The sequence below is a fragment of the Maridesulfovibrio ferrireducens genome (genome assembly GCF_900101105.1).
Lineage (GTDB): Bacteria > Desulfobacterota > Desulfovibrionia > Desulfovibrionales > Desulfovibrionaceae > Maridesulfovibrio > Maridesulfovibrio ferrireducens.
Map to the genome: position 1 here is coordinate 515,120 of NZ_FNGA01000003.1, position 13,068 is coordinate 528,187.

Sequence of the window (13,068 nt, forward strand, 5' to 3'; positions counted from 1 at the left end):
GTGAGTTCCTTAAAACCTAAGTCAATAACCTTTTCTAAGGGTGATGTTATTTTCCGTGAAGGCGACATGGGAAATGTTGCCTATATTATTACCAAGGGTACTGTTAATATTGTTAAACAAATTCATGGTGTTAATAATGTTTTAGCAACTCTTGGTTCTGGTGAAATTTTTGGCGAAATGGCCATAATATCAAGGAGTCCTCGAGTTGCCGGGGCGGAAGCTGAAACAAGTTGTACTTTGATGGTTTTAACTGCCAACCTTATTATGACCTTGCTTAAAAAGAGCCATCCAACTGTATTTCATCTCACTCGGGTACTGGCCTCAAGACTTGCTACCGCTAATAAAAATATAATTGAAAACAGAAGTGGCAATATCTGGATGACCCTGTGCCGTCTTCTTAATCTTAAATTTAGAATATTTACGAATTCTCCGGAACAAGATAAAGAGGTTGGAGTTAATTATAAAGATTTTTGTTATGAACTTAGCAGTATAATAAATATTTCAGAATCAGAAATAGAAAGGATGATTACTGCTGCTTGTTCTTTTAATCTTATAACAAAAAGTAAAATGGTAAGCAGAGTTTATCTTGCTATCAATGATCCTGAACACTTTTTGGAAGTGGCAGAAAGTTTGTCTAATGATGTTAATAAGTTCAGAGGGAAGATTTGTTACACTGAGTACGTTGATATTCATGACTTTTCTGAGCTGTTCGATTCTCTTCCAGAGTTGATTTATAAAAAAATAGGTGTTGGTGATTTTCCTGAAGATATTTGTGTCTTACACAAAGGCGCAACATACAAATGGGCTAAAAAGAAGGGAGATGAATATTTTCTGGAAACCAAACGTAAACGTAAGTCCATTGAAGAGTTAGAAAATGTTAATGATATCGTTTTTGTTGATATTGGAACTTTAAAGCAAATTTTCAGCAGGCTTGGTTATTATAAGCTGGGTATATTATTGGCAATTGCCGCGGAAGAAGGCAGAGACAGGATATTAGCAGCGATTTCTTCAAAGATTGCAAACGCTATTACTAAAGAATCAAAAGGTTTAGACGCTATTGATCAGAACGAAGCTGATGAAGTGGAAGAAGAATTGCTTGATATGATCAGAGAAGTTAAATTAGGTAAAAAGGAATAGTTTTGAAATGGCGAAACATTTCTTATAGTAAGTTAAAAACAACAGTGTCAACTCTTGCCAAAAAACCTTAGTACATGAGATAACAAGCTATGATTAAAAGAATTACCATTATCAGCGGAAAAAAAGACAGTCCTATTCCTAAAGTAACTCCTGAGCAGCTTTTTCAGGCTCACCCTCTTTGGGCAAGAGATATCGAGCACTTCAGTCCATGGAATAGTGAAGATGCTGAATATAGAACTTATTCCACTTGGTTATCCGGGGCTAGAGCCGGTAGACCTATAGCTATTTGTGGTTCCTGTATTTCAAGTATCGATGTCGCTTGGCGTCTTAATGCTCTTGAAGATCTGCCAGAATGGGGAAGTGTTCTGGCTGTTGAGCAGAATACAGGACGGGGCCAAGTCAGAAGAGAATGGATATCCCCTCCCGGCAATATTTATGGTACTATTAAATGGCCGTCCCTTCCTACTGGCGCTCCGGGAGAAGTCCGGCCTGTATGGACCAGAATTTTACCTCTTGTTGTTGGTTATCTTGTTTGTCGTGCTCTTAAAGATATCGGAATTGAAACGCAGCTTAAATGGCCCAATGATATTCTGAAAGACGGCAAGAAAATCGGCGGAATTCTTATTGAAGAGCGTGGCTCAGTTATTATGGTCGGCATAGGCTTAAATACATCGTCTGCTCCGCAAAGAGACAAGCTTCGTCCTGATCATGCTGTTACTGCTACAAAAATTAATACTGACGATATGCAGCTCGGACCTTTGGAAACTTGGATTCAGCTGATAGATTATTTTAAAAACCAGTTTGATGCGATTGTTTCAACACAGGATCCTGAAGATTTTCTCAAAACACTGGCTGATCAACTGGTTTGGTTCGGTGAAGAAGTAAGAATTGTGGATGGTCCGAAAGAAGTTTCAGTAGGACGCATATGTGGACTTTGTCCTGATGGTGGTCTGATTATTGAGAAGGATGGAATTAAACATGAGGTTTATTCCGGAAGTGTAATGCCTATCTAGTTTTTATTATTATACCTCTGTTTTTTGGTTAAAATAGAGTGTATATATGAAAAAGTTGCAATTTAAAAATATAATTCTTAAAATTAAACACCTTATATTAAGCGGAATTTTTTAGATAACTATTTCGCGGGCACAACCTATATCTAGTTGTGTAAGGAGTAAATGATGGCTGGTAAAACGGAAGAAGCTGGTACTGCTAAGAAAGTAGAGACCGAAACTCCTAAAAAAAGTCAGGCTGTAAAACAACTTGAAAAAAAGATGGTTTTAGCAGGCTCTGATATTGTAAAAATAGGAGAAGATGCGGAACTTTTAGTTGGCGGTAAAAACTATAATACTGCTCTGATCAGTCAGGTTGACGGTATTAGATCTCCGCAGTTCCGGGCAATTTCTTCTCTGGCTTTTCATCAATTACTGGATGAAACCAAGGTTCACGCAAGTGTTGTAAGGGCTGTTGTAGACAGTCAATATAATGCTGTTGATTGGAATAGCGAAAGCGTTAACAGTGATTCCGAATTTATACAGAATTTTGTTCGTTCGATTGCCTTTGTAATTAAAGAGGAAGCTCAAAAACATTCCGAAACTTTAATTCAATTAAGAACTTTCATTAATAACGTAGTTGAAGGGTTTGCCACTTCTCCTGAAGGCATTGATCAATTGCGTAAAAGGTCTGTTCTGGTTCAAAGTGCGATTCTTTCAGTTGAGCTGCCTAAAGAAGTAGATGAAGCCGTCAAGTTCGCTTATTTATCTATTTGTAAAGATGCCGGGCTTGAGAATGAGCCTGTGGCTGTAAGATCTTCAGCGGCAGGGGAAGATAGTCGTAAAAAGGCTTTTGCCGGACTTCAGGATACTTACTTAAATATAGTCGGAGAAGATAACTGCTCCGAAGCTTATCATTGGGATTGTGCTTCCGCATACAACCTCCGCAGTATGACTTATCGTCGTGAAGCAATTCTTGACGCAGTTACTCTTGCTGAAAATACCGGAGATGCTTCTATCGCAGAAATAGCCAAGAAAGAATGGGCTATTGAAAACACATCCCTGTCGGTTTGCATTATGCGTATGATTAATCCTGTCATATCCGGAACAGCGTTCAGTGCTGATACTGCGACAGGGTGCCGTGGAACAGATCGAAAAGATCTTGTTTCCATTGATGCAAGTTACGGTCTCGGAGAAGCTGTTGTCGGTGGAATGGTTACTCCTGATAAATTTTATGTTTTCCAGCGTGATGACGGTTCTGAAGTCGTTGTTCGTAATATGGGAAACAAAGACAAAAAAATTGTCTACAGTGAGAAGGGCGGTACTAAAGTTGTAAAAGTTCAGCCTAATGAAATTTTCCGCTGGGCTTTATCACTTGCACAGGCTGAAGAAGTAGCCAAAGGTGTCCGCTCAATAAGTCATGCCTATGGTGGTATGATTATGGATACTGAATTCTGTCTCGACGCATCGGATCGTTTATGGTTTGTGCAGGCTCGCCCTGAAACTCGCTGGAATGAAGATTTTGAACAGCATCCGGATACAATCTTCATGCGCAGACTTGAAGTTGATCCCAAGGCTCTGGTTTCAGCAGAAGTTCTTCTCGAAGGTAACGGAGCTTCTCGCGGAGCCGGTCAGGGTACTGTTAAATATCTGCGTTCAGCCCTTGAGCTTAATAAGATTAATAAAGGTGATATTCTGGCCGCAGCTCGTACCGACCCGGACATGGTGCCGGGAATGCGTATTGCCGCAGGTATTATGGCCGATGTCGGTGGTGACACCAGTCATGCCGCGATTACTTCCCGTGAACTCGGAATTCCCGCAATCATCGGTATTCAGCGTCTTGAAATCCTTCGTTCACTTGATGGACAGGAAGTCACTGTCGACGGTTCCAGAGGTAAAGTTTATCGCGGACTGCTTCCATTGCGTGAAGTTGGCGGTACAATTGATACCTCTAAGCTTCCTGCTACCAAGACCAAAGTCGGGCTTATCCTTGCTGACGTTGGACAATCACTCTTCCTTTCACGCCTCAGAGAAGTTCCTGATTTTGAAGTGGGCTTGCTGAGAGCTGAGTTTATGCTTGGTAATGTCGGTGTCCATCCATTGGCCCTTGAAGCTTATGATAACGGAGCTCTTGATAAGTTAATTCAGGATAAACTTGATGAACTTGATGCAAGACTCACTGCTGTTATGAGATCTCAACTTGATTCCGGTCTTATTTCTTTGAATATTAAGCTGAGGGAATATGTAGGGGCTCTTACCGGGCTTGCTGATGAAATGGATGCGCTTGCCAGCGGTGAAAATGCCAGAGGAACTGAAGAAGTTCTGGCAATGCATCGCAGGCTCAGAGAGCTAGATAAAAAATTGGATAATTATTTGATGCACGGCGCAGAAAGTCTATATATTTTGAAGACTTCTGTTAAAATTGAAGAGCATGTTAAAGCCGTTTTAGGACTCCAGCACGGTGTTGAAGAAAACGCAGATTCACGCTTTATCTATAGACGTTCCGAGTCTTCTGATGAAATTTCAGAGATGTTGGAACAAGCTGTCAAGAATCCGATTGTTATTGAACTTAACGAAAAAATTAAAGCTTTACGTGAAGAAGTTGCTCGTAAGATGGGACTTAAGTCTGAAATGGACGAGGTTCGCACCTTAAGAAAGCGTATTTTTGAACTTCTCCAGTCTCGCGGACTGCGCTCAGGTAAGGAAAATTATATCCAGACCTTGTCGCAAGGACTTGCTTTGTTCTCGATGGCTTTTTACGGCAAAGACATCATTTACAGAACCACAGATTTTAAAACAAACGAATATCACAACTTGCTTGGCGGACTTCTTTTTGAAAATCATGAAGATAATCCGATGCTTGGATATCGCGGTGTTTCCAGAGATGTCCATGATTGGGAGCTTGAAGCTTTCAAACTGGCAAGGGGGGTTTTCGGTGGAAAGAATCTTCATCTGATGCTTCCTTTTGTTAGAACAATTGAAGAAGCTCGGAGCATGAAACGTTATCTTGCTCAGGTTCATCATCTTGAATCCGGAAAGGATGATTTGAAGCTTATCCTGATGGCGGAAATTCCAAGTAATGCAATTCTCAGTAAAGAGTTTATTAAAGAAGTTGATGGATTCTCCATCGGCTCGAATGATATGACTCAGCTTGTTCTCGGAACAGACAGAGATAATTCAAGATTGCAGCATATTTACGACGAAGAAGATCCTGCGGTAGTATGGGCGATTCTTTCGACTATATTCACCGGGCAGAAATTCAGTAAGAAAATCGGTTTCTGCGGTCAGGGCGTCTCGAACAGTGTCATCCTGCGCGGGGTTGTCTGCATTGCCGGTATTGTTTCCGCATCTGTTGTGCCTGATACTTATCTTCAGACAAAGCTAGATATGGCTGCTGTAGAAGCTGAAAACATTAAGGTTAGCGAACTTGGTAAGTGGATAAATGCAAGACATTTTGAACGGCTCGCTAAGTTGATGGAAGGAAATGGATACGGTCATATTATTAAGAAATATAAAACACCTGAAGATCTCGAAGATTGGTATGAAGGTGAAATAAGAAGACTTAATGAGCAGCTTCGTGACAACATAGATACTCCTAAGGAAGATTTCTACAGACAGGAAATGAACGCTTTCCGTGGAACATTCCATAAGCCTGTGATCTATTCTGCATGGAACTGGTCACAAACAGTCGAAGATGCAATGCATCATGCCGGATTTGCTACTTTTGAAGATCAGGAAGCGGCTCTGAAGAAACAGTATTCTAAGAAGTGGTAAAGTTATATTGATCAATTAGCAGGACCGACTCAGTTAAGTATCGGTCCTGCTAATTGTTATTTGTATGTTCTCTGGAGTTTAAAGAGCGAGCCTTGACAGAAAAGGTGGGCAAAGGCATATTTGCGGCATAACAGGAGCCAAAATGTACCAATCTAAATGGTTTGTAAAAATAACTCTCACGACAATCAGTCTGTCGATGCTTATCCTTTGCGGTTGCTCCATGAAGTCAGATAATTATGTTGGAAGTCAGGATTCTTATGGTTCAAGAGTTTCACGTAAACTCGGACGGGGAATGACTAATATAATAACTGCTCCGATAGAAATTCCAAATCAGGCTGTTAATATGTCTGCTGAAAGTGATGTCCCTGCCGAGCAGTTGGCTGGATATTTCGGCGGTTTCATAACAGGTTTTGTGTATGGAACCGGAAGAGTTGTTTCCGGGATGTATGATATTGTTACTTCTCCTTTTGGCGGGCCTGCCGGTCCTACAATGGATGAGGAGTTTATTTCGTCCGAATTTGCTGATAAAGTTGAAGAGCGTAATGACAGTTATATGGATATTACCAACATAGCTATGGATTGATTTGTGTAGTTTTTAATTACTCGATTATTATCTTGCTAGACAAAGTTATTTAAAAATTTAACCCTCCACAGGATTTTCCGTTGGAGGGTTTTTGTTTGTATTTATTCCAAAGAGATGAAGGATTAATATGTTAAAGAATACAGCGCTTTTTATTATATTGGCAATGTTTGCATCGGGTTGCGTTAGCAAGCAAGGATTAAAAGAGCAGATTGCTCAAGTCATAAAGGACAATCCGCAGATTGTTTTAGATGCTATGCGTGAAAATAACATTGAGCTTCTTACAATAGTAGAAAGCGGTATTGATTCCCGGAGCGAGTTGAAGCGTAGAGAGAAATTTCAAGCTGAAATTGATAATCCTCTGAACCCTGTTATTTCTCCTGACAGAGCAAGCATTGGTAATCCTGAAGCACTTGTTACCATTGTTGAATATTCCGATTTTCTTTGTCCGTATTGCAGTAAAGGTGCAAAAGTTGCGCGGGATCTTGTAGCCAGTAATCCCAATAAATACAGATTGATATATAAACATCTTCCTTTGCATGAAGAATCAAAAAAGCTTGCGGCTGTCTATGAGGCCATTGCTCTTTTAGATAAAGAAAAAGCATTCAAATTTCATGATGTCGCGTTTGAAATGCAAAAAAGTCTGTATAACGATAGTGATGGAAAAATTTTAGGCAAGATTTTGCTCGACCTTGATATTGACTTGATTGAGTTAGAAAAGGTTTTGAAATCTAATAAGATTGTTGAAAATCTTGCCGGAGATAAAGCCGAAGCCAAATTGTTTGGATTTGATGCAACTCCTACTTTCCTCGTTAATGGAGTTTCAATTCGCGGCTATGTTCCTGCTGATAAATTTGAATCGATAATAGGGCTTATTCTTGAAAAAAGTCCCAAAAAAGAAGCTGATGATGGCGAGGTTTGTGAAGACTGCCTGAATAAAATGTAATTTTTGTAGAGAAATAAAATGAGAGATGTAACTAATATTGTTGACCCTCCAGAAGATCTGCATATTTGTTTCGGAGGGGGAGATTTTCGTAAAATCGGTCAAAAAATGATCGCCGTTTGTAAGGATAAGTTGGAGTTTGCCTCTGATGAGAAAGTTTTGGATATTGGTTGCGGAGTTGGAAGGCTTGCTTTTCCGTTGTTGGAATATCTGAATGAAAGTGGCGGGTACGAAGGATTTGATACTTTTCCAGCCGGAGTTAAATGGTGTTCTGAAAATATTACTCCTGAATTTTCAAATTTTAATTTTAAGCAAGTTGATATTTTCAATACAACCTATAATCCATACGCTCAGACTAAAGCTTCTGAATTCATTTTTCCCTATGAGGATAATACCTTTGACCTCGTGTTGTTGAATTCAGTCTTCACTCATATGATGCCTGATGATATCATTAATTATCTGTCTGAAATCGATAGAGTTTTAAATGATAACGGTAGAGTGTTCGTGACGTTTTTTCTGATCAATAAAGAGTCTCTTGAATTGATGGATCTAGGAAAAAGTGTTCATGATTTTCATAAGTTCGGAGTTTTTTATACCGCAGACCCAAAAGAACCGATGGACGCTGTAGGGTATGATGAGCAGTTCGCATTTAATCTTTTTGAGAAGCATAACTTTAAAATTAAAGAAGTCATGTACGGAAATTGGAGTGGCATAAAATCAGGCAATCATCAGGATATTGTGTTGCTTACACGGTGATTATTTTTTGCCGTGAACCTTTCTGTTTATAAGGTGAGCCGAAACTCCGCCTCCGAATCCGTTATCGATATTAACAACGCTTACGCCAGGCACACAGCTGTTCAGCATCGAGAGCAGTGTAGTCATTCCACCAAGGTTTGCGCCATAACCTACGCTTGTCGGCACTGCGATAACCGGAGCTGATACCAGCCCGCCCACGACCGTTACAAGCGCTCCTTCCATTCCTGCGACAACAACGATGGCGTTGGCTTTGCGTAATGTGTCAAGGTACGGGAACAATCTGTGAATTCCCGCAGCTCCGACATCATATATCCGTTCAACCCGGTTACCCATAAGCTCTGCTGTGATTGCGGCTTCTTCTGCAACTCTGATATCCGAGGTTCCTCCGGTTACAATTGCTATACCTTCAAGTTTGTCCTGTTCAACTATATTAACTGCGATGATAGCCGCATCTTTATAGTAGTTTGCTTCTGGAAGCTCTTTCAAGATAAGTTGAGCCTGATCGCTTGAAACTCTGGTAAAAATGCACAGACCTGTCATGTTTGCAGCGGCTTTACATATGGATTGTAAATGTTCAGGGATTTTGCCCGGGCAAAAGATTACTTCTTCAACTCCGCACCTGAGTCCGCGATGAGTATCAAGCTTTGCACAACCTAAGTCTTTATAAGGTAGCTGTGAAATTGTTTCCAAAATTTCAGAATCGTCTATCTGACCATTTTTATAAAGTTGAAGCAGCTTAATCAGCTCAATCTCGCTCATTAGAATCCTTTATGGGTAAGAAGCATTGTCGCTTAACTTCTTCTGAAATTATGCGTGGAGACAATCCGGTTTGTTTTGAAATTTCTATTAAATCATCAAATTCTGGTTTTCTACTGATCAAATGTTGATCAAATGTAGATATTTTAATTCTTATTGGATATTTCGTGTCGTTTATTTCAACTTTGTATTTATCTATTTTCCGTTCAGCTATAAATCTATCAACTACATGGGTGCGAACTCCGATAGAGCCTGTTTGCTGCATTAGTTTGCAGCTCATTTCTCTTTCTTCTCCGGGGACGCATAGAATTGAAACGAGGTGTGCCGGGCGGTTCTTCTTACCTGTTGCGGGTGTGATGTAGGCATCGAGAGCGCCAGCGTCAAGCATCTCGTTTAGTGCGTGTCCTAAAATTTCTCCGCTTGCATCATCAATCAAAGTTTCAAGTAAAATTGCTTGCTCAATGTTTTCACAGGATGAAATATTTTCAATAATTCTTATGATATTGGGAGATGATTCTAATTCCGCATTTCCGGCTCCCTGTCCTGCTTTGAGAGGGGTGGACGTTGGATAAATCTTTATAAAATCATCTACGATACAGGCGAGCAGGGCAACTCCAGTCGGGGTGGCTAGTTCAAACTTTTCAGTTGAAGACGCTATGGGGATTGCTCTTTTGCATAAAATTTCCAAAGTAGCAGGCGCCGGAGCAGGGAGTTTCCCGTGATCCATTGAAATAATACCATTGCCGACAGCAACGGGCAGGCAGGAAATTTGTCCGTCCATAAATTCGTACTTATCCAAAAGCCATAGAACTCCGGCAATATCTATAACTGTATCAACAGAACCTACTTCGTGCAGATGATAGTGTCCTTCGTGAACGGCAGACTCAGCTTCTGCAAGCACGGATATGACCTCAAGTCCTTTATCGATTACTGTCGGACTCATTTCCATGAAATTTGAAATGTTCTTGAAAGCTCTTGCAAGATCTTCTGCTGAAGCAAAGCGTTCACCTTTAAGCCCGATGTCCATTTTTATAGCGCCTATTCCCATAGAAGTGGTATGGATGGCTTTAATGGACGCGGTGCAATGAGTCAGTTCGCAAATCGCCTTACTCAGGAGAGGGAGGCATTCCTGGTCGCCTGTAAGGTCAAGTAGGGCGGCTAGGAGCATGTCTCCGGCAACTCCGGCCATTCGTGGATCAATTAATAATGATTTCATTTTTAGCCCTCAGCAACTGACTGGTAAATCAGTAGAGTTAAAAATTAAAAAGCAGGATTTTTATGCCAGCGATATGCGGTTTCGATGATTTCACGAAGATCACCATATCGCGGTTTCCAGTTTAGCAGTTTGTGTGCTTTAGAGCTGTCGGCAACTAATCTTGGAGAATCGCCGTCCCGTTTTGGTTCAAACTCGTATGGAATTTTTCTACCAATGACATCTCCGGCTGCTTTGATTACATCCAGAACACTGAACCCGTTGCCGTTACCCAGATTGAAAGAGTGTGCTCCCTGCGATGTTTCGAGAAATTCTATGGCAGCAAGGTGAGCTTCGCATAAATCCTGAATATGAATATAATCTCTGACGCAGGTTCCATCTGGAGTAGGGTAATCGTCGCCATATATTTTGAGTTTACGGCCTTGGTCAATGCTGCTTAGCAATATGTTGGGAATGAGATGTGTTTCCGGGCGATGGGCTTCACCTATGAGTGCATCGGGGTGAGCTCCGGCAGCATTGAAATATCTGAAACTTACGGAGTTGAAATCGTACGCGGTGGCATAATCTTCAAGTATTTCTTCAGTGTATAGTTTTGTTCTGCCGTAGGGGTTAAGCGGAGCAAGTGGGTGGTTTTCGGTAATCAGGTCCATAATAGGATCGCCGTAAACCGCGGCCGATGACGAAAAGACAAATTTATCTACACCATTATTACGCATGGCCTGCAATAAATTTAAAGTCCCCGTGACGTTGTTATCATAGTATTGAAAGGGATGTTTAACTGAGTCGCTAACTACAATCAGACCTGAAAAATGGAATACAGCATCAAATTTTTTCGAGCTTAAAGCTTTTTCAAGATCATCCGGGTTGCGCAAATCACCCTGTATAAAATCGCCCCATTTCAGGGCCTTGGAGTATCCGGTAGAAAGGTTGTCAAATACAGTTACTTCGTGACCGTGATCACTCAGCATTCTAGACATATGTGATCCGATATATCCGGCTCCACCGCATACTAGCAGGGATAGTTTCTTTTTATTGTTATCCATTACGTTTCCGTGAGTTCATAATTATTATTGCATGTTATCTTTTTGATTATTTAATAAATATTAAAATTTGTCGAGTACGTCTGGATAGAATACCTCTATTATATAAATGAAATATTATCAGTTTTTAATGATTTTTGATTCACTGTTTTTCAAAAAAAATATATTTAAAATAACAGTAGTGAAATTTCAAAATATTAAAAAGCTTAACTTAGATTAGGTCAAATAGTAATCTTTGTTTAATTGCTTTGGATTATTTGATATGATGACGGTTCTTAGTCACCTATAAAAGAGGATGATAAATTGTTAAAAAAAATAATGCTGTTCATTTTTATGATTTTAATAACATCAAGCGGTTATGCTGTTGCTTCGACCGACAGAGTCGTTTTTTATCCTTCCGGTGCGGATATTTCAAGATTGATTCATGCTGATATTACAGCAGGTAATAATGTTGATAGTTCTGGCGGGACTGTAACATTTATCCTGCCGGGGCAGGCTCTGCCGGATACATTTTCAATTGCACCTATAACAAAAGAGGTTGTAATTAATGATGTTTCTTGGACCCGGGATGATTTGACCCAGTCTCCTGCGGCTGTTGATCTAGGAAAAAAAATTGATTTGCTTAAATCAAAGTTGATGTCTGTAAATGCTCAAATTAAAGCTGTTGAAGGTGGTATTCTTTTTTGGAACGAAAGAGGTAAAATTCAACAAACTAAAGTCGGTGAAGTTGATAAGATTGCTGATCTAGTCGTTTCAAATCTTACAAAGCTATATAATCAATCTGTAAAATTAGGATCTCAAAGTAAGGATATTTCATCTCTGATAAATGAGTTGAGTAGAAAGATTAAAGAAATTTCCGGGCCGGGAAAAAGTCGCTGGATTGTTACAGTCTCAGTGGTTGCAAGTGGTAATAAAAGCGCAGATTTCAAAATTAATTACATGCTTCGCAATTGCGGATGGCGACCTAAGTATAAACTTGACGGGTATCCTGACCAGAAGAAAGTTGAGTTTTCATTTGATGCTGAAATCTGGCAGTCCAGCGGAATGAATTTTAAGAATTTTGATGTAGCACTTGCAACTGTTAAAGAACATTCCAGAATTTATCCCCCTGAACTCCGTCTTTGGAAGATCGCTCCGAAGCGTCCCGATATGCCGGAACCGGCTAAGTATGCACGTTCAATGAAGGTTATGGAATCATCTGTTCAAATGAATGATGCTGTAGCTGCAAATGCACCTGTACAAATTAAAAAATCAACTTATTCAATATGGGAACTCGGCACTAAGACTATCGTTGCCGGACCTGCGCGAAAGTATGCAATTTCAAATGAAAGCTGGGATGCTGAGTATTCTTTCCTGTCACGGCCTTCGGCAACTCCAGAAGTGTTTGTTTCAGCCAAAATGAAACTCATTGACGCAAAAGATTTCCCATCAGGGCAGGCATTGGTATTAATGGAAGGAGCTATGATAGGGAAAATGAAATTTTCCTTTTTTGGTAAGGATAAAACATTATTCTTCGGGGCTGATCCTTTGCTTAAGGCAGAACGCAAAACTCTTGAGAAGTATTCAGGAGAAAAAGGAGTGTTTGGATCAAAACAGACATATAATTGGAAGTATCTAATAACCTTGTCTAATTCCAGAAAAAATCCGGTTATGATAAAAGTTCAGGAACCGGCTCCATCTTCCGGTGATAAGCGGATCAAGCTAAGCGATTCGGCTGAACCCAAGGCTGTCGTTAAAGATAATAATTTTGAGTGGGATATAACTGTTCCTGCTAGCCAAAAGGCAGAAGTTCAATACGGTGTAGACTTGAATGCGCCAGAGGATATGATAATTGATTTTGGACTTGGCAGATAAAATAAAAAAGCCCGTTTCGCTAGAAG

Annotated in this window: 10 protein-coding genes; 7 read left to right on the top strand and 3 right to left on the bottom strand. The window is 40.2% G+C overall.

Annotation, left to right across the window (positions count from 1 at the left end):
• From BLT41_RS11640 to BLT41_RS11665, 6 genes are all read left to right on the top strand, one after another.
• Positions 1–1,137 carry a Crp/Fnr family transcriptional regulator gene (locus BLT41_RS11640; protein WP_092161311.1) on the top strand — a complete coding sequence of 379 codons (1,137 nt, stop codon included), beginning with the start codon at positions 1–3 and terminating at the stop codon, positions 1,135–1,137.
• Positions 1,138–1,226: 89 nt separating this feature from the next.
• Positions 1,227–2,150, top strand: coding sequence for a biotin--[acetyl-CoA-carboxylase] ligase (locus BLT41_RS11645; RefSeq protein WP_092161312.1), 924 nt, complete (start codon positions 1,227–1,229; stop codon positions 2,148–2,150).
• Between the two features lie 165 nt (positions 2,151–2,315).
• Positions 2,316–5,900, top strand: a complete 3,585-nt coding sequence (locus BLT41_RS11650) for a PEP/pyruvate-binding domain-containing protein (protein ID WP_092161313.1) — start codon at positions 2,316–2,318, stop codon at positions 5,898–5,900.
• Between the two features lie 142 nt (positions 5,901–6,042).
• Entirely contained in the window at positions 6,043–6,483 is a 441-nt protein-coding gene (locus BLT41_RS11655; protein WP_092161314.1) for an exosortase system-associated protein, TIGR04073 family, read from the top strand.
• Positions 6,484–6,610: 127 nt separating this feature from the next.
• Positions 6,611–7,426 carry a DsbA family protein gene (locus tag BLT41_RS11660; protein ID WP_092161315.1) on the top strand — a complete coding sequence of 272 codons (816 nt, stop codon included), beginning with the start codon at positions 6,611–6,613 and terminating at the stop codon, positions 7,424–7,426.
• Between the two features lie 18 nt (positions 7,427–7,444).
• Positions 7,445–8,179, top strand: a complete 735-nt coding sequence (locus tag BLT41_RS11665) for a class I SAM-dependent methyltransferase (protein WP_092161316.1) — start codon at positions 7,445–7,447, stop codon at positions 8,177–8,179.
• Here the strand turns inward: BLT41_RS11665 and larB are convergent, their stop codons facing one another.
• Genes larB through galE form a run of 3 tightly spaced genes read right to left on the bottom strand, consistent with a single transcriptional unit; the run spans position 8,180 to position 11,191 of the window.
• Positions 8,180–8,938 (bottom strand): nickel pincer cofactor biosynthesis protein LarB, encoded by a 759-nt coding sequence (gene larB / locus BLT41_RS11670; RefSeq protein WP_092161317.1) that lies wholly within the window; start codon positions 8,936–8,938, stop codon positions 8,180–8,182. It abuts the gene before it with no gap.
• Complete coding sequence (gene larC / locus BLT41_RS11675; RefSeq protein WP_092161318.1) at positions 8,925–10,151, bottom strand: nickel pincer cofactor biosynthesis protein LarC; 1,227 nt, start codon at positions 10,149–10,151, stop codon at positions 8,925–8,927. The genes larB and larC overlap by 14 nt, the downstream gene beginning before the upstream one ends.
• 44 nt (positions 10,152–10,195) lie before the next feature.
• Entirely contained in the window at positions 10,196–11,191 is a 996-nt protein-coding gene (gene galE, locus BLT41_RS11680; protein WP_092161319.1) for a UDP-glucose 4-epimerase GalE, read from the bottom strand.
• A gap of 300 nt (positions 11,192–11,491) precedes the next feature.
• On the opposite strand from galE, the gene BLT41_RS11685 reads away from it, so the two are divergent.
• Complete coding sequence (locus BLT41_RS11685; protein WP_244512261.1) at positions 11,492–13,042, top strand: DUF4139 domain-containing protein; 1,551 nt, start codon at positions 11,492–11,494, stop codon at positions 13,040–13,042.
• The last annotated feature ends 26 nt before the right edge of the window (positions 13,043–13,068 follow it).